Consider the following 22,255-nt stretch of genomic DNA (forward strand, 5'->3'; position numbering starts at 1 on the left):
CGTGGCCTGCCCTCCAGGCTAATGCGCGGGGCGGACGACGACCAAAAGGTCCCCGGCATCCACCTGCTGCGTGGCCGCGATCGCCAGCCGCTCCACGGTGCCCTCGACGGGCGATGTGATCGCGGCTTCCATCTTCATCGCCTCGATCGAGGCGACCGGCTGACCCGCGGTGACGGTGTCGCCGACACTCACCTTGGCGGTCACGACGCCGGAGAACGGCGCCGCGATCTGACCGGGCTTGGAGGTATCGGCCTTCTCCGACTGGCGAGCGTCGACCTTGATGCTCCTATCGCGCACGTACACCGGCCGGAGCTGTCCGTTCAGCGTCGTCATGACGGTGCGGATGCCCTTGGCGTCCGCCTCGCCGATCGCCTCGAGCCCGACGTAGAGCTGCACGCCGGGGTCGATCTCGGCGATGTGCTCCTCGCCCGGTGTCAACCCGTACAGGTAGTCGGGCGTACCCAGCGCGGACAGATCGCCGTAAGCTTCACGATTGGCCTCGAAGTCCTTCGCCGGGCCGGGGAAGAGGAGGCGGTTCAACGTGCGCCGACGGGCCGACGCGTCGCCTGCGAGCCCGTCGCGCTCCTCGGTCGTCAGCGCCGGAACCTCGATCGAGATCTGGCGTCCGGCGAGCACCTTGGTACGGAACGGCTCGGGCCATCCGCCAGGGAGGTCGCCCAGCTCCCCCGCCATGAAACCGACGACGGAGTCAGGGATGTCGTAGTTCTGCGGGTTCTCCGCGAAGTCGGCCGGGTCGGCGTTGGCCGCGACCAGCGCGAGCGCCAGATCGCCGACGACCTTCGACGACGGCGTCACCTTCGGAATACGACCGAGGATGCGGTCGGCCGCCGCGTACATATCCTCGATGCGCTCGAAATCGTCGGCCATGCCCAGCGCGATCGCCTGCTGGCGGAGGTTCGAGAGCTGACCGCCGGGGATCTCGTGGTGGTAGACCCGGCCGGTCGGCCCGGGCAGGCCCGACTCGAACGGGCTGTAGAGGTTGCGCACGCCCTCCCAGTAGGGCTCCAGGTCGCTGACCGCGGCCAGGTCGAGACCCGTGTCGCGCTCGGTGTGCACCAGCGCTGCGACCAAGGCCGACAGCGAGGGCTGACTGGTGGTTCCGGAGAGGGGCGCGGCCGCAGCATCCACGGCGTCCACTCCCGCGGCGCTCGCCGCCAGCAGCGTCGCGAGCTGGCCGCCCGCGGTGTCGTGCGTGTGCAGGTGCACGGGCAGATCGAAGCGCTCGCGCAGCGCCGTGACGAGCTTCGCTGCTGCCGCCGGGCGAAGAAGTCCTGCCATGTCCTTGATCGCGAGGATGTGGGCGCCCGCCTCGACGATCCGCTCCGCGAGTCGGAGGTAGTAGTCGAGCGTGTAGAGCGATTCTGCGGGATCGAGCAGGTCGGCGGTGTAGCAGACCGCGACCTCCGCGACGGCGGTGCCGGTCGCGAGCACCGCATCGATCGCCGGACGCATCTGGTCGACGTCGTTGAGGGCGTCGAAGATCCGGAAGATGTCGACGCCGGTCCGCGCCGCCTCGCGGACGAACGCGTGGGCGACCTCGTCGGGCCGCGGCGTGTAGCCGACGGTGTTCCGACCTCGCAGCAGCATCTGGATCGGGATGTTCGGGATCGCTTCGCGGACAGCGGCCAGCCGCTCCCACGGGTCTTCGGCGAGGAACCGCAGCGCGACGTCGTACGTCGCACCGCCCCATGCTTCGACCGAGAGCAGACCTGGCGTCATCCGCGCCACGTGCGGACCGACCCGGACGAGGTCACGGGTCCTGACGCGGGTGGCCAGCAGCGACTGGTGCGCGTCGCGGTAGGTCGTCTCGGTCACGGCGAGCGGGATCTGCTCGCGCAGCGCCTTCGCGAATCCCGTGGGGCCGAGCTCCCGCAGGCGGTCGAGCGTGCCGGCGGGCGGCGCGACCGACAGATCGATGGCCGGCAGCTTGCTCCCCGGCGAGACCGAGACCGGCTTGTCGCCGTAGGGGCGGTTCACCGTCACATCGCCGAGCCAGTTCAGGAGCTTGGTGGCGCGGTCTCGCGAGGCGTTGACGGTCAGGAGCTGGGGACGCTCTTCGATGAACGCCGTGCTCAGGTCGCCCACGGCGAAGGCGGGATCGTCCAGCACCGCGCGCAGGAACGGGATGTTGGTGGCAACTCCCCGGATGCGGAACTCCGCCAGTGCGCGCTTGGCCCGCGCGACGGCGGACGGGAAGTCGCGGGCGCGGCAGGTGAGCTTCGCGAGCATCGAGTCGAAGTGCGGGCTGATCTGCGAGCCCGCCGCCGTCGTGCCGCCGTCGAGGCGGATGCCTGCGCCGCCGGGCGAGCGGTACGTGGTGATGCGGCCTGTGTCGGGGCGGAAACCGTGCGACGGATCCTCAGTCGTGATGCGGCACTGCAGGGCGGCGCCGCGCAGCACGATGTTCTCCTGCTGCAATCCGAGGTCGGCGAGCGACTCCCCGGCGGCGATCCGCATCTGCGACTGGACGAGGTCGACATCGGTGACCTCTTCGGTCACGGTGTGCTCGACCTGGATCCGCGGGTTCATCTCGATGAACACGTGCTCGCCGGCGCGCTCCCCTGCGGTGTCGACGAGGAACTCGACCGTGCCTGCGTTGACGTAGCCGATCGACTCGGCGAAGGCCACGGCGTCGCGGTGCAGGGCCGTGCGCAGCTCGTCCGAGATGTTCGGGGCGGGCGCGATCTCGATGACCTTCTGGTGGCGGCGCTGCACCGAGCAGTCGCGCTCGAACAGGTGCACGGTGTGACCCGAGGCATCGGCGAGGATCTGCACCTCGATGTGACGGGGACGCAACACCGCCTGTTCCAGGAACACGCGCGCGTCGCCGAATGCGGCACCCGCCTCGCGCATCGCCTCGGCGATCGCAGGGGGCAGCGCGGCCGACTCTTCGACGCGTCGCATGCCTCGTCCGCCACCGCCGGCGACCGCCTTGACGAAGATCGGGAAGCCGATTCCGGCAGCCTGCACCACGAGTTCGTCGACGTCTTCCGAGGCCTCCGTCGAGCGCAGCACGGGCACGCCTGCAGCGGTCGCGTAGTGCTTGGCGGTGACTTTGTTGCCCGCCATCTCCAGAGCCTTCGCGGGCGGACCGATGAAGGTGATCCCGTTCTCGGCGGCTTTCGCGGCGAGTTCGGGATTCTCGGAGAGGAACCCGTAGCCGGGGTAGATGGCATCCGCCCCCGACTCGAGGGCGACTCGGATGATCTCGTCCACGTCGAGATAGGCGCGCACGGGGTGGCCCTGCTCGCCGATCACATACGACTCATCGGCCTTCTGGCGATGGAGCGAGCCGCGGTCTTCGTACGGGTACACCGCGACGGTGCGGGCCCCCAATTCGAACGCGGCGCGAAACGCGCGAATCGCGATTTCGCCGCGGTTGGCAACAAGAATCTTCCGGAACATCAACACCCCACAAGGCAGCCGTGCATTCGGGCAAGTGTGATCACAGCCTAGGGGAAGGTAACGTAGACCCTTGTGCACGTACTCTCCGTCAGCTCGCTCAAGGGCGGGGTCGGTAAGACAACCGTGACTCTAGGACTCGCCTCGGCTGCATTTGCGCGGGGAGTTCGGACTCTCGTGGTGGATCTCGACCCGCAGTCCGACGTATCCACCGGCATGGACATCCAGGTCGCCGGCCGGCTCAACGTCGCGGACGTCCTCGCCAACCCCAAGGAGAAGGTCGTCCGTCAGGCGATCACCTCGAGCGGGTGGGCCAAGGTCCACCCCGGCACGATCGATGTGCTGATCGGGAGTCCCTCGGCGATCAACTTCGACGGACCGCATCCGAGCGTCCGCGATGTCTGGAAGCTCGAAGAGGCACTCGCCACGATCGAAGCCGACTACGACCTCGTGCTCGTGGATTGCGCGCCGTCGCTCAACGCGCTGACCCGCACCGCGTGGGCCGCCAGCGACCGGGTGATCGTCGTCACCGAGCCCGGCCTGTTCTCGGTCGCCGCCGCCGATCGCGCGCTGCGCGCGATCGAGGAGATCCGTCGCGGCCTCTCTCCTCGCCTTCAGCCGCTCGGCATCGTCGTCAACCGCGTCCGGCCGCAGTCGATCGAGCACCAGTTCCGCATCAAGGAGCTGCGCGATATGTTCGGCCCGCTCGTGCTCGCGCCGCAGCTTCCTGAGCGCACCTCTCTGCAGCAGGCGCAGGGTGCGGCCAAGCCCCTGCACATCTGGCCCGGCGACTCCGCTCAGGAACTCGCGGCCGACTTCGACGCGCTCCTGGACCGCGTCATGCGCACGGGGCGCATCCCGGTTCCCGGCGAGGCGCGCGCGTAGCAGCGCGTCGGCGCACGGCGACAGTGGTCAGTGCGGCAGGTGCCGTCGAGTCAGGCGCCGCCGATTCAGGCGCTGCGCGCCACGCGGCGAGCGGCTAGTTCGTCGAGCACCTCGGGAACCTGCGCGTCGAAGTCGACGAGGGTCGACTCGACCTCGCGCAGCACCTTGCCGACAGCGATGCCGAAGACGCCCTGGCCACGACTCACGAGGTCGATGACCTCATCGTTGGACGTACAGAGGTACACGGACGCACCATCGCTCATGAGCGTGGTGCCGGCGAGATCGCGGATGCCGGACGCCCGCAGCTGCGCGACGGCTGTCCGGATCTGATGCAGTGAGATGCCCGTATCCAGAAGGCGCTTGACGAGCTTCAGGACGAGGATGTCGCGGAACCCGTAGAGACGCTGGGAGCCCGAACCGCTCGCACCGCGGACTGTCGGCTCGACCAGCTCGGTCCGCGCCCAGTAGTCGAGCTGGCGGTAGGTGATGCCGGCCGCGCGAGCGGCGACGGCGCCCCGATACCCGACCTCGTCGTCCATCTGCGGGAGCCCATCGGTGAAGAGGAGATCGGCGGAGAAGGCGTCGCCCTCACCGCGTGCAGTGGGCGTCTCGCGAGTGGTCATGCGCATCCTCCTCCCGGATGTCTATCTCCACGCTAGATCAGGGCCGCTCCCCCGGCAACGACATCCGCGTGTGCGGCTTCGGCGTGTCGTGCTCAGGCGAGCAGTCGGTCCAGCGCCGCCCGGACGAAGATCGTCCGCACCTCGTCCAGCCGCTTGGCCAGTTCGGGGGCGAGCTCACGAGCGTGGGCGTGGGATGCCGCATCCGTACGCGTCAGCAGGGTCGTCAGCGCCGACTCGATCAGCGCGACCTCGCGCTCCGCGCTCTGTCGCACGGCGCGGACGTGACGCGGCTCGATACCGTGACGGTCGAGGGCGACGAGCGCACGGAGGATCGCCACCGACTGATCGGAGTAGGCGTCCTGCCCGGCGAGCACGCCGGTGCTGATCGCATCGTTGAGCACCTGGGGCGAGGCGCCCGCCGCCGACAGCAGCTCTTCGCGTCGGTAGCGGCGCGGTGCGGCGACGATCGAGGGGACCGCGGACGGCGGCGCCGGGTCGCGCCCGGCGTCGACGTCGGCCAGATACTCCCGGATGACGACGAGGGGGAGGTAATGGTCGCGCTGCAGGGTGAGGGCCAGCCGAAGTCGCTCGAGATCGTCCTGCGAGAACTTGCGGTAACCCGACTCGGTGCGGGTGGGGGTGACGATACCCTGCACCTCGAGGAAGCGGAGCTTGCTGGAAGTGAGCGCGGGGAATTCCGGCGTCAGTCGCGCCAGCACCTGCCCGATGCTCAGAAGGCCCGCGGACGATGAACGTTCGCGGGCGGCAGCACCTGCCATCATCCGTCCGCTGCCTGGGGCAGATCCGCCGGCGACACGAAGAAGTTGAGCCGGAACTTGCCGATCCGCACCTCGCCGCCGTTGTCGAGCGGGGATCGATCGACGCGCTCCCCGTTGACGTACGTCCCGTTCAACGAGCGCTGGTCGACGATCTCGAAGTCGGTGCCCGAACGCGTGATCTCGGCGTGACGCCGCGACACGGTCACGTCGTCGAAGAAGATGTCGGCCTCGGGGTGGCGTCCCACCGTCGTCACGTCCGTGTCGAGCAGGTAGCGCGCACCGGCGGTGGGGCCGGACAGCACGATCAGAAGCGCGGCGCGAGACGGGAGCGCTCCGATGGCCTCGACCTCGGCCTCGCTCAGTTCGCTGCCGAACGGCACGAACGACAGGTCGGAGTCGTGCCCGAAGGTCTGGGTGGTGTCGGTGGATCCGCTGTGGGAATCGCCGTCGTCGGCGGCTCGCCGGATCTCGTCCGGCTGGCGCTGGCGGTTGTCCTCCACGGTGATCCTCCTCGGATCCAGCCTAACCGATCGGTCGCTCTCGGAATCGCGATGCGAGACCGACGGCCGGGTTCACAATGTTTCGTCCTGTGTCGGCAGACGTGTCCCGGCCCTGCATCCCGCTTAGCCTGGCGGGTATTCGAACCTACTGACAAGGAGACCGTCGTGTCGAGCCCATACCGCCCCATCCCGCCCCTTCCGGTGCGTGAGCGTGCGGCGTGCATGTGCATCCACGGCGGTTCGTGCTCGACGTTCGCTCCCGGTCACGCGTTGCACCTCATCCAGTTGCGCCTCGTCGCCGCCACTCCCTCGGAATGGGTGGATGCGATCGTGACGACTGTCGACGCCGAAGGCAATCTGTCATTGCAGTCCGTATCGGATGGCTCGCCGATCGTCGTCTGGAGCGGCGCGGGCGCGTCCGACGCCGTCGAGGTGGGCACACCGGTCGCCGTGCACGAGCGGTATCACGTGCTCGCTGTGGGCGACCGCCGCTTCAACGTCCTTCTGGGGTGATCGTTGGGCTGATCAGCCCACGCTTTTCAGCCCACGCACTTCAACCCATCGCCATCATCGAGTCCTTCATCGCCATGCAGGCGTCCATGCACGCCTTGCACGATTCGGCGCACATGCGGCAGACCTCGCTCATGTCAGCGTGGGCCATGCACTCGTCCATGCACACCTGACACATCGCGATGCACGCGTCGAGCATCGCCATCATGGCGGGCGGCGTCATCCCCTGCATCCGCAGCATCGCCCGCATCATGGTGTTGCACATGTCGGCGCAGTTCATGCAGGCCGCCGAGCAGTCCATCATCTGGGTCGAGCACACCGTGCAGGCCTGCTCACAGGCGGAGCAGGCATCCATACAGGCCTGCATCAGGGCCATGTCCATCGAGTCCATGCCGGGCATCGACATCATGTCCTTCGACATCATGTCTTTCATCATCATGTCCATCGCGTCACTCGCTTCCGATCGTGGGGCAGCGAGCAGGAGTGCCCGCCTGGTCCGAACGCTACTCCGCGAAGGCGTGGGCGTCACGCGCGGGCAGCGATCTCACACCGCCCGGATAGGCTCGAACACGTGAAATCCGCTTCCCGAAGGGTCCCCCGCACGTCCGCGCTCGTCGCCGCTCTCGCGATCGCGGCAGCGGCGCTCCTGGCGTTCGCATCGCCGGCCGCCGCGCACGACGAGCTCGTCTCATCGGATCCGGCCGCCGACGCCACCCTCGCAGCGCTTCCCGCCGCACTGACGCTCACTTTCAGCGCCGACCTCCTCGGGGATGCCGGAGCCACCGAAGTGCAGGTGACGGATGCCTCGGGTGCATCGATCGCCGATGGCGCCCCCGTCGTGCAGGCCAACGTCGTGACCCAGGCGCTGACCGCGGGGGCGACCGGGTCGATCACGGTGCTCTGGCGCGTCGTGTCGAGCGATGGTCATCCGATCGCCGACCAATACGCCTTCACGGTGACCGCCGGACCGACACCCACCCCCGCACCCACCCCGACTCCGACCGCGAGCACGACACCGACAGCATCCCCCTCGCCCCTCGTCGCGCCGCCCGTCGCGACGCCTTCGGCTGACCCAGTGCCCTCCGACGCGGGCTCGTCGGCGCTGCCCTGGGCCGTCCTCGGGGTGGTCGCGGCCGCCGTCCTGGGCGGCGTGGTCTATCTGCTCGTCTCTCGCGCACGGCGGGTCGCGGAGCTCGAGAAGGCGCGCATGTCCGGCCTCCCGGCATCCCCCGAATCGACACCTCCCGGCCCCTCCGAGCCCGGCTCTGACACCCCCGCCGACCGATAGGCTGGAGCCATGCCTCATTACGACCTCGCCATTCTCGGCGCCGGCCCCGGCGGGTACGTCGCGGCCGTTCGCGCAGCCCAGCTCGGCCTCTCGGTCGCCATCATCGAAGAGAAGTACTGGGGCGGTGTCTGCTTGAACGTCGGCTGCATCCCCTCCAAGGCGCTGCTGCGCAATGCCGACCTCGCCCACGTGTTCCACCATCAAGCCGAGCAGTTCGGCATCTCGGGCGATGTGTCGTTCGACTTCGGTACGGCGTGGGATCGCAGCCGGAAGGTTGCCGACACGCACGTCAAAGGCATCCACTTCCTCATGAAGAAGAACAAGGTCACCGAGCACGAAGGTCACGGCACGTTCGTCGATGCCCACACGATCGACGTCAAGAAGTCCGACGGCCAGGTCGACCGGGTCACCTTCGACAACGCGATCATCTCGACCGGCTCCACCGTGCGACTCCTGCCGGGCGTGACGCTCAGCGAGAACGTCGTCACCTACGAGGAGCAGATCCTCACTCGCGGGCTCCCGAAGTCGATCGTCATCGTGGGCGCGGGCGCGATCGGCATGGAGTTCGCCTTCGTGCTGGTCAACTACGGCGTGAGGGTCACGATCATCGAGTTCCTCGACCGTGCGCTTCCCAACGAAGACGCCGACGTGTCGAAAGAGATCGCCCGCCAGTACAAGAAGTACGGCGTCGACATCCTCACCTCCACCAAGGTCGAGACCGTCGTCGACTCCGGCGACAAGGTCACCGTCACCTATACGCCGCAGGGCGGCGAGCAGGCGTCGATCGAGGCCGACAAGGTGCTCATGTCGATCGGCTTCGCCCCGCGCGTCGAGGGCTTCGGCCTCGAGACCACGGGTGTCGAGCTCACCGACCGCGGGGCGATCGCCATCGACGATTACATGCGCACGAACGTGCCGCACATCTTCGCGATCGGCGACGTCACGGCCAAGCTGCAGCTCGCGCACGTGGCCGAGGCCCAGGCGGTGGTTGCCGCCGAGACGATCGGCAAGGCCGAGACGATGACCCTCGGCGATTACCGCATGATGCCGCGCGCGACGTTCTGCTCTCCGCAGATCGCGTCGTTCGGGCTGACCGAGCAGCAGGCCCGCGACGCTGGATACGACGTGAAGGTGTCGAAGTTCCCCTTCAGCGCGAACGGCAAGGCCAACGGCCTGGGCGAGCCCATCGGCTTCGTCAAGCTGATCGCCGACGGCGAGCACCTCGAGCTGCTCGGCGGCCACATGATCGGCCCCGACGTCTCCGAGCTGCTTCCGGAACTCACGCTCGCGCAGAAGTGGGACCTCACCGCGCTCGAGGCTGCCCGCAACGTGCACACCCACCCGACGCTGTCGGAGGCCGTGCAAGAGGCCTTCCACGGCCTCGCGGGCCACATGATCAATATGTAGGACGCGTCAGTAGCCGAGCGCGCGGGCGAGTTTGGAATCGGATGCTGCGGCCCGACCGCCTGCGGCCAGGACCGCCGCCTCTACCGCTGCGAAGAACGGCCCCGGGGCGACGGGCGCATCGGGCGCCAGCTCGATCTCCCATTCGCGCCACGTGCGGACCACGCCCGTGCGCATATCCGTCGCGGTGACCCGGTCATCGACGAATTCGGCGACGAGGCCTTCGTCGGAGCGCAGGGCGTATGCGGTGCGGGTGTTACGGATGCGCGCGATCGGCTGGAGCGCGCCCTCTGCCACTCCCACCGTCGCCACCGCTGCGCGGACGGCATCGGGGACGCCCTCAACGGCGTCCTCACCCAGGGGCCAGCCGAGCTCGACTCGGCCGCCCTCCACGCGCGGCCCCTTGATATGCCACCCCGCGTCCGGGCCACCGCTGCGTCGACGGAGCGCATACCCCGCGGCGGCCATCGCCAGCTCGGCCGTGTCCAGGTAGCGCGCGTCGAGTTCGCGCACTTCGGGCGGTCCGACCGATGTCACACCGGGCAGAGCGCTCCAATCCGGCAACGGAGTCTCGTCGTCGGCGTCGAACTTCAGCTCGACCTCCACCGAGCGCGATGCGCCGGTCGTGTCCTGCGCCGAGTCGGCTCCGGCCACCGGCTCAGTCGTCTCGACCGTCGGGGTTCGGATTGATGTCCTCGGTCGCCTCCACGAACCAGAACTCGGCCTCCGTCGGACCGTCCGAGTTGCCGGTGTTCTCGAGCGCGCCCTTGCGCTCGTAGACGATCTGACCTTCGCCGTAGGGAACGATCAGTGAGTCGAGGTCGGGACTCTCCAGCGGGAGAAGCTGTCCGTCGAGGGGTCCGCCGTGCAGACGTGCGATTGCCATGAGTCGAGCCTAGTCCCGGCCGGCGCCAGACCTCCGGAGGTCACCCGGTAGCGCCGAGAGCGAGCAGCGAACTCGTGGCCGCCGCAACGACGCGACCCGCGGCATCCGTCAGCTCACCCTCGGTGAAGATCACGCGGCGACCGGGCTTGATCACCCTGCCGGTCGCGCGCAGCACTCCGGACGCGTGGGTGATCGGGCGGAGATAGCGCACGTTCAGATCGACCGAGGTGTAGCGGACGCCTGCGGGGAGAGTGGTGTGCCCGGCGCAGCCGAGCGCCGAATCCAGCAGGGTGCAGGCCAGACCCCCATGCACCGCGCCGATCGGGTTGTAGTGGAACTCGGCCGGCTCGCATTCGAAGACGGCGACACCCTCGCTCACTTCGACGAGCGTGAACCCCATCAGGTTCGCGATCGGGGGCGGGGGGATCAGTCCGTCGATCATCGCCTGGAGGGCTTCGATGCCGGTGCCGGCGGTGCGCGCCTGGACGAGCGCTGCGGCGGGGTCAGACCAGTCGAAAGTGCGAGAACGGATGTCGGTCATGCATCGATCTTCCCGCATCCGCGATGGCCGGGCCCGGCGCGGGCGCGGATATCGTGGAGGCGTGAAGCCCTTCGTCCTCCTCGCCACGCGCGCCGAAGATGTGCCCGCCGACGAGGAGTACGAGCTGTTCCTGCGCTACTCGGGCCTGACCGAGGTCGAACTGATTCGCGTGCGCCTCGAAGCCGCACCCATGCCGCGCCTGGACCTCGACGAACTCTCGGGGATCTTCGTCGGGGGCGGACCGTTCAACGCGTCCGACCCGCCCGTACTGAAGTCGGCGGTTCAGCGTCGCGTAGAAGCGGAGTTCGCCGCTCTGCTCGACCAGGTCGTTCCGCGCGACTTTCCGTTTCTCGGCGCCTGTTACGGCGTGGGGACCGTCGGTACGCACCTGGGTGCGAGCATCGACCGCGCCCATTCCGAGCCGATCAGCGTCGTACCGGTCACGCTGACGGAATCGGGGGCGGCCGATCCGCTGCTGGACGGGATGCCACTGCGCTTCGGAGCATTCGTCGGCCACAAAGAGGCGATCAGTTCGTTGCCGACGTCGGCGGTCCTGCTCGCCTCATCGCCGGGATGCCCGGTGCAGATGTTCCGCGTCGGGCAGAACGTCTACGCGACGCAGTTCCATCCAGAACTGGACGTGGCCGCGATCACCACGCGGATCCACGCCTACGCGGACCACGGATACTTCGCCTCCGACGAACTCGATCTCACGCTCGCCGCCGTACGCAGCGCCCCTGTGTCGCACCCGAGCCGCATCCTGCGCACCTTCGTCGAGCGCTACGCGCGTTGAGCGGCGCACCCGTCACATCGACGGAGGCGTGTGCCAGATGCGGTCGATGTAGTCGCGGATCGAGCGGTCCGACGAGAAGAAGCCCGACCGTGCGACGTTGAGGATCGACGAGCGGGTCCACTCCTCCTGGTCGGCATACGCAGCATCCACCTTCGCCTGCGCGGCGATGTACGACGCGTAGTCGGCCAGCACCATGAACCGGTCGTCGTAGAGCAGGTTCGACACGACCGGCTCGAACGTCGAACGGTCGCCGTCCGAGAACGCTCCCGAGGCGATGAGGTCGATCGCACGGCGCAGGCCCTCGTCGGACTGGTAGAAGTCGCTGGGCTTGTAGCCCTTCGCCCATAGATCTTCGACCTGGGGCTCGGTCATCCCGAACAGGAAGAAGTTGTCGTCGCCGACCAGCTGACGGATCTCGACGTTCGCCCCGTCGTCGGTGCCGATCGTGAGGGCACCGCTGAGGGCGAACTTCATGTTCCCGGTGCCCGAGGCCTCCTTGCCGGCGAGTGAGATCTGCTCGGAGAGATCGGCGGCCGGGATGACGCGCTCGGCGAGAGTGACGTTGTAGTTCGGCGGGAAGATCACCTGGAGTCGACCCTCGACGCGGGGATCGGTGTTGACGACCGAGCCGACCGCGTTGATGAGGTGGATGATGCGCTTGGCCATCACGTACCCGGGCGCCGCCTTCGCCCCGAAGATGAACGTGCGCGGCTGGACGTCCGCTGCGGCGACACGACCCGATGCGATGCCCTCGTACAGCGTGACGATGTGGAGCAGCTTGAGCATCTGACGCTTGTATTCGTGCAGTCGCTTGACCATCACGTCGAGCATGTGGCCGTCACTGACCTGGAGCCCGTCGCGCGCGAGCAGCACCTCGCTGAGGCGCCGTTTGTTCGCCACCTTGACCTCGGCGAACTTCGCACGGAACTCGGGGTCTTCGGCGAATGCCTCGAGGCCCCGCAGCCGCTCGAGGTCGACCGTCCATCCGGCGCCGAGCGCCTCGGTGATGAGCGAGGCGAGGCCGGGATTGGCGAGACGGACGAAACGGCGCGGGGTGACCCCGTTGGTGACGTTCGTGAACTTGCCGGGGAAGAACTCGTCGAAGTCGGGCAAAACCTTCTCGCGGAGCAGTTGGGAGTGCAGCTCGGCTACGCCGTTCACCTTCGCACCGGCCACCGTGGCGAGGAACGCCATCCGCACCGACCGCTCGGGGAAGTCCGCGATGATCGACATGTTGCGGATGCGCATCTCGTCGTCGCCGAAGCGCTCGCGGACCGCGGCGAGGAATTCGTCGTTGATGCGGTAGATGATCTCGAGGTGCCGGGGCAGCAGATGACCCAGCAGGTCGACCGACCACATCTCGAGCGCCTCGGGCAGAAGCGTGTGGCAGGTGTACGCGAAGCACTGCTGAGTGATCGCCCACGCGGCATCCCACTCCATGCCCTTCTCGTCCACGAGCACGCGCATCAACTCCGGCACGGCGATGACGGGGTGCGTGTCGTTGAGCTGGAAGATGACGCGGTCGGGCAGCGTCGTGAGGTCGAACCCCGGCGTCAGGCTGTTCTCCAGGAAGTCATGGATGGATGCTGCGACGAAGAAGTACTGCTGCTGCAGGCGCAGCTCCTTGCCCTGGGGCGTGGAGTCTTCCGGGTAGAGGACCTTGGAGATGTTCTCGGCGAACGTCTGCGCGCGCACGGCTTCGGCGTAGTCTCCGGCGTTGAAGATGCGCAGGTCGAATGCGCTGGACGCCACCGCGCTCCACAGCCGCAGCGTGTTGACACGACCGTTGTGATAGCCCGGAACCATGTAGTTGTAGGGGACGGCCTGGACAGTCCAGCCCGGCACCCACCGCGACCGGGTCACGCCTTCGTCGTCGTACTTCTCCGTGTAGCCGCCGAACCCGATCGTCTGCGCCGCTTCCGGGTGCGGGAACTCCCACGGCGATCCCAGCGTGAGCCAGGCGTCGGGCTGCTCGACCTGTTCTCCGTCGACGAAGGTCTGGCGGAAGATGCCGTATTCGTAGCGCAGACCGTAGCCGGTGCTGGGCACGCTCATCGTGGCGAGGGAGTCGATGAAGCACGCGGCCAGCCGCCCGAGACCGCCGTTGCCGAGGCCGGGTTCGACCTCGAGCTGGCGCAGCTCGTCGATGTCGATGCCGCACGCGGTCATCGCCTCGGTCGCGATATCGGTCAGCCGCGCGGCCAGGAGGTTGTTGTCGAGCTGACGGCCGAGGAGATATTCGGCGGAGAGATAGCAGACGCCCTTGGCCTGCACCTCGCGCTGACGACGCTGGTCTTCGAGCCAGCGCGCCATGAGGTAGTCGCGCACGGTGCAGGCCAGTGCGAGGTACCGATCGTTCGGGCTGGAGCTGGAGAGTGATACGCCCTGCTCGAAGTTGAGGTTGTTGAGGAATTCACGCACGAACCCGTCGACGGACGCCGGCGGGCCGGTGACCGGCGCGATCGCGAGCGGATGCGTCGCGAGGAGCGAAGTGGAATCGGAGGGCGAGGGGGTCGGCGCGAGAGACATAGTAAGAAACCTACCGACCCCTCTGTGACTTGCGTGTTTCGGGATCGATCGCAGACCGGAACATGCGGTGAACGCTCACGCCGTCTGCGCGGGTGGGATGCCGAGGATCAGTGCGGTTCCGAGAAGGATGCCGACCCACGCGCCGGCGAGCATCCACGGGCCGAACGGGATGCGCGTGCGCCGGCCGGCGCGACCGGAGGCGAGCAGCACCACCGCGTACAGGCCGCCGAGGACGAAGGCGGCGATCGCGCCGACCGCCAGTTCGGTCCAGCCCAGCCATCCGAGGTGCAGCCCGATGAGGCCGGCGAGCTTCACGTCTCCCCCGCCCATGGCGCTGCGCGAGAGCAGGCGCAGTGCGAGGTAGAAGCCGAACAGCGCCACCATCGCGACGGCGGCGCGCAGGAGCGTGACCCACGGCGCTCCCACGAGGCACGCGGCGACGAAGAGCGCGATCGCAACGAGGTAGCCGGGCAGCACGAGACGGTTCGGAATGCGGTGCGTCCGGGCATCGATCTCTGCGAGCACGACGCTCAAGACGGCGAAGACCGCGAATGCCACCGTCACGATGATCGTTGATATGATCGTCGGCCAGGAGGACATGGATGCCAAGTCTGCCCCGACGACGGCGCGAGCCGTGGTGGCCTGTGGATGGAAGCGCGTCGACGGGCGATCAGGCGGGCGTCCGCTCCTTCTCCTCGACGACCCGAGCGCGCTCGAGTTCGTCGGTCGCGACGCGGACGGCGACCTCCGCACGCCGGACGCGCCGCTGGGCGAACGTCGACGCGCCGTAGCGGGCCTTGACCCGATCGGATTCCTCCTCGACGCTCGTGACGATGTAGGCGCCCGCGATCAGGATCACCTGCGCACTGAGGTTGAGCCAGAGCAGCAACGCGATCAGGCTCGCGAAGGAGGCGAGCAGCGGGTTCGACGACGCTCCCCTGACGAACAACCCGGACAGCTCTTGCAGGACTGTGAGGCCGAAACCGCCCAGCAGCGCGCCGGTCCACAGCGCCCGTGCCGATGCCCGCACTCCGGAGAGCGCACGGAAGAGGACGGCGATCACCACCGTGTCCAGGGCGAAGACGACGACCAACGAGATCAGCGGGGTCGCGATAGTCGGGAGCGGATCGGTGGGAGAGAGCCCGAGCCAGCTGTTCAGGATGCCCACCCCGGCGCTCGCGAAGAACGTCGCGCCCGCTGCAGCGACGAGGGCTGCCCCGATGACGATCGCCAGGAGGAGGTTGCGGAGAATCACCCAGAGGAAGAACGTGTCATCGCTGAGGGTGTCGGCGATCGACCGGAAGGCTGCGCGGAGCGACCCGATCGCGCCGATGGCCGCACCCACCAGACCGACGATCGACAGCACGGTCGCGAGCGTGAGGCCGGCAGGAATCTTGATGTCGGCGGGATCGATGACCCCGCCCTCGCCGACGAGGCCCGGGATCGCGGCATCGACCGCGCCCACCAGGGCCTCCAACGCGGCGGGGTTGCCCGCGAGGAAGAGACCGGCCAGCGAGAAGCCGAGGAGCACACCGGCGAACACGCTGAACAGCGTGCGATAGGTCACACTGTCGGCGAGCATCGGCCCGCGATGCTCGCTGTACAGGAGGAAGGCGCGCGCCGCCTTCAGCTTCAGCACCCAGGCCGTGATGCGCGCGATGAGGTTCGCCATTTCGCCACCCTACCGAGCGGGGCCGCCCGGCCCCGGCTCTTGACAGAGCGCGGCCACGGGGTCGATCAGGGTCGATCAGGAGTCGAGCACCTCGAGCCGCACTCGCACGGGTCCGCCGTCCACGAGCGACTCGGCATCCCGAACCGCTCTCTTCAGGGGCAGCACATAGGCGCCGCGACCCGACCCGGGGAAGATCGAGGTCTTCCATTCCGAACCGCCGACGCGGGCGCGCACCCGCACGGACCCGAACCCACGGTGAGGACGGGGGACCTCGCGGATCGCGTCGCTCAGCTCGAGCGGAAGCGACGTGAAGAACCACGCCGAGTCGGCGCGCGCCTCCCACTGGAAGATCTCGCCGTCGAACTCAAAGATCACTCGGTGACCGGCTCGGGCCCCGGCGGCACCCACGACGCGGTACCCGCATCGGGGCCGTATTCCTCGGTGCGTCGCCGCCATGCGGCGCCTTCCGGCCAGCTCGCGGCGAACGTGGTCCCCACGCGCCACACGCGGCGCCACAGCCCGCGCTGCGTCAGCAGTGGCCGCGACGACACCGGCATCTTCAACGTGGGGTCGTAGCGGATCCCGTCGGACGGCCTCAGCTGGATCGTCAGGTCGAGATCGTCGTGGATGCGAGCGTTCGTGCGGTCGACACGGTCGCGCACGTGCTCCCACACCGCCGCCCGCATCGCGAAGTTCGATCCGAAGATGAGGGGCTGGCCCAGCCACTTCTGGATCCAGTAGTGGCCGCCGCCGATGTACCAGTGCTCGCCGAGGTAGTGCACGACAGGATTCGACCCATAGAACTCGGCGGCTCCGGTGAGCACGCCGAGGCGAGGGTCGGCGACGAAGGCCCGGACCAGCCGCGCGATCCAGTCGGGGTGCGGCCGCGAGTCCGCATCGACGCGCGCGATGATGTCGGTCTCGCCAGCCGCTTCGTCGTAGCCGCGTGCGGCAGCAGGCCAGATGCCGACGAGAGGTTCGTCGAAGACCTCGGCACCGTGCCGGCGGGCGACCTCGGCCGAGGCATCCGAACTCCCGTTGTCGACAACGATCACCCGGTCGGCGAGATGGGTCTGCGCGGCCAGCGCGATCAGGCAGGCCTCGAGGAATTCGGCGTCATCTCGGCACGGGATCACGACCGTGACGCGGGGCTCGAGAGACACGTCCTTCACCCTACTCGTCCGCTCACGCCGTGGACGAGGCCACGCGGGGCGTGCCCTGACCGCCGCCGGAGGAGAGCTATGGACGGACGGTGACGGGAGTGCCGAGCGGCAGCGCGGCGAGGAGGGTGATCGCGTCGGGGTCTACGCGCAGGCAGCCGTTCGACACGTTGCCGGAGCGGTTGTCGTGGTAGTGGAACGCGGTCACGGCGACATCGGCACCGGCGAAGCCGTCCATGGTCGGCGACTGCACCGAGAGGTACACGAGCGGGTATCCGGCGGTGTACAGGAACGTGGGCTCGGTGCGGATGGTCATGATGAACGAGCGTCCGCGGGGTGTCGGGGTGTCATCCGCACCCCAGCCGAAGTCGGTCGCGATGCGCTGGGAGATACCGCCGCGCACGATGTCGATCGTGCGGCTCGAGATGCTCACCTCGACGGACGCCGACTGGGGCGTGATGTCGACATCCTCCGTGCGCAGCCATCCCGTGATCTGGGCGGGGTTTCCCTGCGAGGGCACCGCGTGGCGCCCCGCGAGGAGCACACGCACCCAGTTGGTCTGTCGCTCGATGATCGGCACGGTGGTGCCGCCGTACGTGTAGGCACTGGGGAGGTAGGCGACCGGCTGGCCGAGCGGATCGGCGAAGACCGGTGCGCCACTCTCGTGGGGCGTCGCATCCTCTCCGGTGAACGCGCCGTAGGGGTCATCGTCGACGGGAAGCTCGGGGATCACTGCGAAGACCTTCACCTGCGGGAGCGTGGTGAGGTCATACGGCGTCGCGTTGACGGGATAGCCGGTAGGCGTGGGGGTGGGCGACGGGATCGCACTGGAGGTGGGCGTCGCAGTGATCACGGGCGCGGATGCTGCCGGCTCGCCGGGTCGCAGCATCCAGGCGGTGACCAGGCCGACGATCAGCGCGACGGCCGCCAACGCCCAAAGCCATCCGGCAGGCCTGCGCGAGCGCGTTCGCGCGCCGAGATCCTGCGTCTCCCCCACCTGCCAATCGTCCGTCTACGGGCGGGATTACGCAAGCCGGATGCCGTCTCTCAGCGCTAAGGCCGAAGAGGGTAGTGCAAAACAACGCTCAACGCAAAGCCTGGGCGTCTTTTGCTTGTGGGAATACGGTGAGAATTGGCTCATCTCGGGCTGTGCCCTCCCGCATCTCGGGAGATGAAGGGTGGCGCCCAGTGGGAGCCCAGTCGAAGTCCATACTGTCCGAATCAGCCGTTTCTCGGCGCGGCCGGTCGGTCGCCGCCGGGGTGATCACCGTAGGTGTATTCCTCTGCACCCTCGCACTCGCACCCCCCGCTCATGCGGTGACCACGGTCGGCCTCGGCACGGCAGACTCGTACGTCGTCCTCGGCGCCGAGGGCGTCACCAACACCGGCCCCAGCGTGCTGGGCGCCGATGTGGGCGTGTATCCCGGAACCTCGATCACCGGCTTCCCGCCTGGAGTCGTCGGGGGCACCATCCACCAGACCGATGCGCAGGCGCAGCAGGCGCAGGCAGACCTGGTGACCGCGTACGACAGTGCCGCCTCGCAGGCCCCCGACGCGACGAGCCCCTCGGATCTCGGCGGTCAGACCCTCGTTCAAGGCGTCTACTTCTCCGCCTCGACCGCGGAACTCACCGGCACCCTCACCCTCGACGGACAAGGCGTCGATTCGGGGGTGTGGGTCTTCCAGATCGGATCGGCTCTGACGACCGCGACGGGGAGCACCGTGTCTCTGATCAACGGGGCTACCGCCTGCAACGTGTTCTGGCAGGTGGGCAGTTCAGCCACCCTGGGCAGTGGCTCGGCGTTCGTCGGGACGATCATGGCGCTCACCTCTGTCACGGTCGACTCCGCAGCGACAGTCACGGGTCGCGCGCTGGCCAGGACGGGCGCGGTGACGTTGGACAACAACGTCTTCACGGATCCGGGCTGCACCGACGACGACACCGGAGGCACAGGCGGGACCGACGGCACGGGCGGGACCGGAGGCACAGGCGGCACCGGTGGAACCGGCGGGACCGGGGGCAGCGGCGACGGCGGCACAGGCGGGACCGGCGGGACCGGCACCGACGGGACCGGAGGCACAGGCGGCACAGGCGGCAGTGACACAGGCGGAACCGGTGGAACCGGTACACCCGCGGACGCGGGGACTTCGGGAGGCGAAGGAGCACTCGGCGCAGTAGGATCGGCGAGCTCGACTGGAGCATCCGGTGTCTCCGGAACTCCGGCGCTGTCCTCCGTCGGCGATACCACGGCGGCGACTGGCGCGAGCACCGCCACGGGCACTCTTCCCGCGACCGGCTTGGACGGGGCGCTCATGTTGTCGGTCCTGGCGGCAGGCGGAGTGGTGGCTGTCGCTGGTCTTTCCGTGCTGCTCATCGCTCGCCTTCGAGGCTCGCGACGCAGCTGACACCTCACCTGAGAATGACGGGCCGCGGAGTGATCTGCGGCCCGTCATTCCGTGTGCGCCGCCTGAAGACAACGATCGGGGGTCTAGAGTGATGCCACCAACCGGGGTCGGGGAATTCTGGGGTGGCCGGAGGATCTCATGGGAACTCTTTTCTACGGCGATGCGACGTTCGAGATGGACGATCGTCTTCTTGCGCATCTCCAGATCATCGTCAGCATGAAGCTGCGACGTGGCGAGAGCTTCTTCCTGTCGTGGTCGGTGCGCCATAACGAAGGCGGGGGCCGAACCGCGATCTGGGTCGACAACGGCGTCCCGATCCGACTGCGGTTCTCGGGATCGCGTCCGCCCACCATCAACCGCGAGTGGGCGGAGAAGATGGCGCTGGCGGCGAACAGCAATTTGGGGCTGATAGTCACGGACGAGTTCGCAGTGCCGGAGGAGAACGACTCGCACACGCTGACCGAGCCGATCGGCTGACGCAGACCACAACTGGGCCGGAAACGACGAAGGGCCCGCTGCGCGGACCCTCCGACATTTCTGTCGGGATGACAGGATTTGAACCTGCGACCCCTTGACCCCCAGTCAAGTGCGCTACCAAGCTGCGCCACATCCCGAGGCCCGCACCGGAGTGCGGACAACTCCCCCATCTTAGCCGGTCGCTCGTGGCGCCGCGAACCCACCTTGCCTCTGTCGGCGCCCCTGGGTAGCGTCGGCCCATGCCTGACATCATCATTGCGCCCGCGACCGCAGACCGCACGGATGACGCGGACCACGCCCTGACCGGAGGCGGCGACGGGGCGAGCTGCCGATGCCAGTGGTGGACGATCACGAACGCCGAATTCCAGGCGACCACCGTCGATGACAAGGTGGAGATGCTCCGCGACGAGATGAGGGGCGACCCCGCGCCGGGGCTGATCGCTTACGTCGACGGCGAGGCGGCGGGGTGGGTGCGCGTCGGCCGTCGAGATGCGCTGCGCCGCATCCCCCGCACACGTGAACTGGCCGAGGCCACCCAACCGTGGGACGATCCGTCGATCTGGGCGATCTCGTGCTTCGTCGTGCGCAAGGAGTACCGCGGTATCGGGCTCACCGCGCGCCTGCTCGAGGCGGCGGTCGATTTCGCACGATCCCACGGCGCCGCGACGATCGAGGGCTACCCGATCGACACGTCGGCCGGCAAGAAGTCGCCCAACAACCTCTTCCGCGGCGTGCTGTCGGTGTTCGCCGCGGCCGGCTTCCACGAGATCGCTCGGCCCAAGCCCGACCGCGCGATCGTTGCGCTCGACCTCTGAGCCCGGTGCTCGGCGGCACGGCGGTCGCCGCATCCCGATGCCATCCGGTGATCGCGATCGGTGCCGCGTTCTTCCTCGTCTCCGACACGGTGCTCGCGTTCCGATTGTTCCTCGCGGCCGCCATGCCGGCCTGGACGGACCCTCTCGTCATGCTCACCTACTGCGCAGGTCAAGGGCTGATCGCTGCCGGTGTCGTGATCGAGCTCCGCGAGAAGAGCACCGCGGCCTCACCGAGCGGTGCGGCGTCGTGACCGCCGGATCGGCGCGTGTGGACGCATGGCTCTGGGCGGTGCGCATCTACAAGACCCGCTCGGCCGCGACGGCCGCGTGCCGCGCGGGGCACGTCAGGGTCAACGGCGAGCGGGCGAAAGCCGCTCAGCCGGTGAAGATCGGCGACGAACTGCGGGTGCGGATCGCAGGATTCGATCGGATGCTGGTGGTCCGCGCCCCGATCAGCAAACGCGTGGGTGCTCCCGTCGTCGCGACGGCGATGGACGATCAGACCCCTCCGCCGCCGTCGAAGGAATCCATGCCGTTCGTCCCGGTGCGCGACCGCGGAGCGGGGCGCCCCACCAAGCGCGAGCGGAGAGACATCGACAAGCTGCGTGGACGCGACGACTGACCGACCTACCGCCTCGGACGCGACGGTGCGGCTCGCTCAGAAGAGGTCCTGCCCCCAGCTCGCGCTTCGCACCGCGCCACCGGCCGCTCCGACGCGCTCGGCCAGGCCTCGGTCACTCGTGACGACCGTCACGGAACGCCCCCGGCCTGAGAGCGACTCGGTCTCGGCGACGATGGCGTCGTCTCCGGATGCCTCGGCACGCACGACCCGGACGCCGCCGTTGGCCTCGTCCGCCGCGCGGGCAGCACCCTCGACGACGGCGATGATCTCGGGATACCAGGTGGTGGCGGGCAGACCCAGGGCGGCAGCATCCACTCCCCCGGCACTCAGCGTCTCGAGCCGGGCGATCATGCGCGTCGCTGCGCCCGCGCGGTCCTTCCACCAGCCGTCAGGCACGGAGCCCATGACGTTCGCGACGTCGACCACGAGCGCCGGTCGGATCGGCAGCAGCTCGCGCAGCGCCGGCCAGGACGCCGCGAACCCGGGATGCAGGGGAAGCTCGTCGACGTCGCGCACGGGCACCCAGGCCAGCGCGTGGCTCTCGGGGTCGCTGATGACGGGTTCGAAGGGCGTTACGACGTCGCCGACGAGCGTTGCGTACGTCCACACGTCCAGATCGAGCACGCTGGAGAAGCGAGGCACGATCGCCGCGGCGGGGACGCCCGCCTCTTCGGCGGCTTCGCGCAGCGCGGCGTCGCGCGCCGACTCGTGCTCATGGCGTGCACCGCCCGGCAGCGCCCAGGTGTCGCCGAAGTGACTCCACGACACCCGATGCTGGAGCAGCACGCCGCGGTCGGGGTCGAGGGCGAGGAGGCCGGCTGCCCCGAACCGCCCCCAGTACCGCTCGCCGGTCGGCGCCTCCACCCAGGCATCGCCCGGGTCGCGCGGACCGAGCGGGGGGCGCGGTCCTCCGGGAGCAGGCGGCGGGGTCGTCACCTCTCC

General features: G+C 68.6%; 25 protein-coding genes and 1 tRNA gene. 10 read left to right on the top strand and 16 right to left on the bottom strand.

Features of this window, described 5'->3' with window-relative positions:
- Window positions 1–18: 18 nt before the first annotated feature.
- Complete coding sequence (locus ACFE6Z_RS05055) at window positions 19–3,426, bottom strand: pyruvate carboxylase (RefSeq protein ID WP_375384572.1); 3,408 nt, start codon at window positions 3,424–3,426, stop codon at window positions 19–21.
- Between the two features lie 72 nt (window positions 3,427–3,498).
- Between ACFE6Z_RS05055 and ACFE6Z_RS05060 the strand changes: the two genes are divergently transcribed.
- Window positions 3,499–4,308, top strand: a complete 810-nt coding sequence (locus ACFE6Z_RS05060; RefSeq protein WP_375384573.1) for a ParA family protein — start codon at window positions 3,499–3,501, stop codon at window positions 4,306–4,308.
- Between the two features lie 65 nt (window positions 4,309–4,373).
- Here ACFE6Z_RS05060 and ACFE6Z_RS05065 read toward each other — a convergent pair whose 3' ends face one another.
- The 3 genes from ACFE6Z_RS05065 to ACFE6Z_RS05075 form a co-directional block, all read right to left on the bottom strand.
- The gene (locus ACFE6Z_RS05065; RefSeq protein WP_375384574.1) at window positions 4,374–4,931 is read right to left on the bottom strand and encodes a MerR family transcriptional regulator; all 558 of its coding nucleotides are present in this window, start codon (window positions 4,929–4,931) and stop codon (window positions 4,374–4,376) included.
- Between the two features lie 92 nt (window positions 4,932–5,023).
- Window positions 5,024–5,710, bottom strand: a complete 687-nt coding sequence (locus tag ACFE6Z_RS05070) for a MerR family transcriptional regulator (RefSeq protein WP_375384575.1) — start codon at window positions 5,708–5,710, stop codon at window positions 5,024–5,026.
- Entirely contained in the window at window positions 5,710–6,210 is a 501-nt protein-coding gene (locus ACFE6Z_RS05075; RefSeq protein ID WP_375384576.1) for an FHA domain-containing protein, read from the bottom strand. Before ACFE6Z_RS05075 ends, ACFE6Z_RS05070 begins: the two co-directional genes overlap by 1 nt.
- 165 nt (window positions 6,211–6,375) lie before the next feature.
- On the opposite strand from ACFE6Z_RS05075, the gene ACFE6Z_RS05080 reads away from it, so the two are divergent.
- The gene (locus tag ACFE6Z_RS05080; RefSeq protein ID WP_375384577.1) at window positions 6,376–6,723 is read left to right on the top strand and encodes a hypothetical protein; all 348 of its coding nucleotides are present in this window, start codon (window positions 6,376–6,378) and stop codon (window positions 6,721–6,723) included.
- Window positions 6,724–6,763: 40 nt separating this feature from the next.
- Here ACFE6Z_RS05080 and ACFE6Z_RS05085 read toward each other — a convergent pair whose 3' ends face one another.
- Window positions 6,764–7,159, bottom strand: a complete 396-nt coding sequence (locus tag ACFE6Z_RS05085) for a hypothetical protein (protein ID WP_375384578.1) — start codon at window positions 7,157–7,159, stop codon at window positions 6,764–6,766.
- Window positions 7,160–7,291: 132 nt separating this feature from the next.
- Here ACFE6Z_RS05085 and ACFE6Z_RS05090 point away from each other — a divergent pair, with 132 nt between their 5' ends.
- Window positions 7,292–8,008 carry a copper resistance protein CopC gene (locus tag ACFE6Z_RS05090; protein WP_375384579.1) on the top strand — a complete coding sequence of 239 codons (717 nt, stop codon included), beginning with the start codon at window positions 7,292–7,294 and terminating at the stop codon, window positions 8,006–8,008.
- A 9-nt stretch (window positions 8,009–8,017) separates the two neighbouring features.
- Entirely contained in the window at window positions 8,018–9,415 is a 1,398-nt protein-coding gene (gene lpdA / locus ACFE6Z_RS05095) for a dihydrolipoyl dehydrogenase (RefSeq protein WP_375384580.1), read from the top strand.
- A gap of 6 nt (window positions 9,416–9,421) precedes the next feature.
- Here the strand turns inward: lpdA and ACFE6Z_RS05100 are convergent, their stop codons facing one another.
- The 3 genes from ACFE6Z_RS05100 to ACFE6Z_RS05110 are packed head-to-tail and all read right to left on the bottom strand — an operon-like array spanning window position 9,422 to window position 10,839.
- Window positions 9,422–10,066, bottom strand: coding sequence for a CYTH domain-containing protein (locus tag ACFE6Z_RS05100; RefSeq protein WP_375384581.1), 645 nt, complete (start codon window positions 10,064–10,066; stop codon window positions 9,422–9,424).
- 4 nt (window positions 10,067–10,070) lie between these two features.
- Window positions 10,071–10,298 (bottom strand): response regulator, encoded by a 228-nt coding sequence (locus ACFE6Z_RS05105; protein WP_375384582.1) that lies wholly within the window; start codon window positions 10,296–10,298, stop codon window positions 10,071–10,073.
- Window positions 10,299–10,338: 40 nt separating this feature from the next.
- On the bottom strand, window positions 10,339–10,839 hold the full coding sequence (locus ACFE6Z_RS05110; RefSeq protein ID WP_375384583.1) for a PaaI family thioesterase: 501 nt from the start codon (window positions 10,837–10,839) through the stop codon (window positions 10,339–10,341).
- Window positions 10,840–10,900: 61 nt separating this feature from the next.
- Here ACFE6Z_RS05110 and ACFE6Z_RS05115 point away from each other — a divergent pair, with 61 nt between their 5' ends.
- On the top strand, window positions 10,901–11,632 hold the full coding sequence (locus tag ACFE6Z_RS05115; protein ID WP_375384584.1) for a glutamine amidotransferase: 732 nt from the start codon (window positions 10,901–10,903) through the stop codon (window positions 11,630–11,632).
- Between the two features lie 12 nt (window positions 11,633–11,644).
- On the opposite strand, the gene ACFE6Z_RS05120 is transcribed toward ACFE6Z_RS05115, so the two are convergent.
- The 6 genes from ACFE6Z_RS05120 to ACFE6Z_RS05145 all read right to left on the bottom strand — a co-directional run bounded on the left by ACFE6Z_RS05120 (window position 11,645) and on the right by ACFE6Z_RS05145 (window position 17,990).
- A complete protein-coding gene (locus ACFE6Z_RS05120; protein ID WP_375384585.1) occupies window positions 11,645–14,161 on the bottom strand; it encodes a glycogen/starch/alpha-glucan phosphorylase in 2,517 nt (838 codons plus the stop codon).
- A gap of 75 nt (window positions 14,162–14,236) precedes the next feature.
- On the bottom strand, window positions 14,237–14,761 hold the full coding sequence (locus ACFE6Z_RS05125; protein ID WP_375384586.1) for a prepilin peptidase: 525 nt from the start codon (window positions 14,759–14,761) through the stop codon (window positions 14,237–14,239).
- Between the two features lie 70 nt (window positions 14,762–14,831).
- Entirely contained in the window at window positions 14,832–15,833 is a 1,002-nt protein-coding gene (locus ACFE6Z_RS05130) for a YihY/virulence factor BrkB family protein (RefSeq protein WP_375384587.1), read from the bottom strand.
- A gap of 75 nt (window positions 15,834–15,908) precedes the next feature.
- Window positions 15,909–16,208 (bottom strand): DUF1905 domain-containing protein, encoded by a 300-nt coding sequence (locus ACFE6Z_RS05135; RefSeq protein ID WP_375384588.1) that lies wholly within the window; start codon window positions 16,206–16,208, stop codon window positions 15,909–15,911.
- Window positions 16,205–16,996, bottom strand: a complete 792-nt coding sequence (locus ACFE6Z_RS05140) for a glycosyltransferase family 2 protein (protein ID WP_375384589.1) — start codon at window positions 16,994–16,996, stop codon at window positions 16,205–16,207. The genes ACFE6Z_RS05135 and ACFE6Z_RS05140 overlap by 4 nt, the downstream gene beginning before the upstream one ends.
- 76 nt (window positions 16,997–17,072) lie before the next feature.
- Window positions 17,073–17,990, bottom strand: a complete 918-nt coding sequence (locus ACFE6Z_RS05145; RefSeq protein ID WP_375384590.1) for a L,D-transpeptidase — start codon at window positions 17,988–17,990, stop codon at window positions 17,073–17,075.
- A 320-nt stretch (window positions 17,991–18,310) separates the two neighbouring features.
- Here ACFE6Z_RS05145 and ACFE6Z_RS05150 point away from each other — a divergent pair, with 320 nt between their 5' ends.
- Both ACFE6Z_RS05150 and ACFE6Z_RS05155 read left to right on the top strand, forming a co-directional pair.
- A complete protein-coding gene (locus ACFE6Z_RS05150) occupies window positions 18,311–19,399 on the top strand; it encodes an ice-binding family protein (protein ID WP_375384591.1) in 1,089 nt (362 codons plus the stop codon).
- Between the two features lie 138 nt (window positions 19,400–19,537).
- Window positions 19,538–19,876, top strand: a complete 339-nt coding sequence (locus ACFE6Z_RS05155; protein WP_375384592.1) for a hypothetical protein — start codon at window positions 19,538–19,540, stop codon at window positions 19,874–19,876.
- A 63-nt stretch (window positions 19,877–19,939) separates the two neighbouring features.
- Here the strand turns inward: ACFE6Z_RS05155 and ACFE6Z_RS05160 are convergent.
- Window positions 19,940–20,013, bottom strand: a tRNA-Pro gene (locus tag ACFE6Z_RS05160).
- A 102-nt stretch (window positions 20,014–20,115) separates the two neighbouring features.
- Between ACFE6Z_RS05160 and ACFE6Z_RS05165 the strand changes: the two genes are divergently transcribed.
- From ACFE6Z_RS05165 to ACFE6Z_RS05175, 3 genes are read left to right on the top strand one after another with little or no spacing between them, the layout of a single operon-like run.
- Window positions 20,116–20,691: a GNAT family N-acetyltransferase gene (locus ACFE6Z_RS05165; RefSeq protein ID WP_375384593.1), complete on the top strand. Its 576-nt coding sequence runs from the start codon at window positions 20,116–20,118 to the stop codon at window positions 20,689–20,691.
- A 5-nt stretch (window positions 20,692–20,696) separates the two neighbouring features.
- Window positions 20,697–20,942, top strand: a complete 246-nt coding sequence (locus ACFE6Z_RS05170; protein WP_375384594.1) for a lysoplasmalogenase family protein — start codon at window positions 20,697–20,699, stop codon at window positions 20,940–20,942.
- Window positions 20,939–21,313 (top strand): RNA-binding S4 domain-containing protein, encoded by a 375-nt coding sequence (locus tag ACFE6Z_RS05175; RefSeq protein ID WP_375384595.1) that lies wholly within the window; start codon window positions 20,939–20,941, stop codon window positions 21,311–21,313. The genes ACFE6Z_RS05170 and ACFE6Z_RS05175 overlap by 4 nt, the downstream gene beginning before the upstream one ends.
- A 36-nt stretch (window positions 21,314–21,349) precedes the next feature.
- Here the strand turns inward: ACFE6Z_RS05175 and ACFE6Z_RS05180 are convergent, their stop codons facing one another.
- Window positions 21,350–22,249, bottom strand: a complete 900-nt coding sequence (locus tag ACFE6Z_RS05180; RefSeq protein ID WP_375384596.1) for an NUDIX domain-containing protein — start codon at window positions 22,247–22,249, stop codon at window positions 21,350–21,352.
- Window positions 22,250–22,255 lie beyond the last annotated feature (6 nt).

This window comes from uncultured Microbacterium sp. (genome assembly GCF_964244775.1).
Taxonomy (GTDB): Bacteria; Actinomycetota; Actinomycetes; order Actinomycetales; family Microbacteriaceae; genus Microbacterium.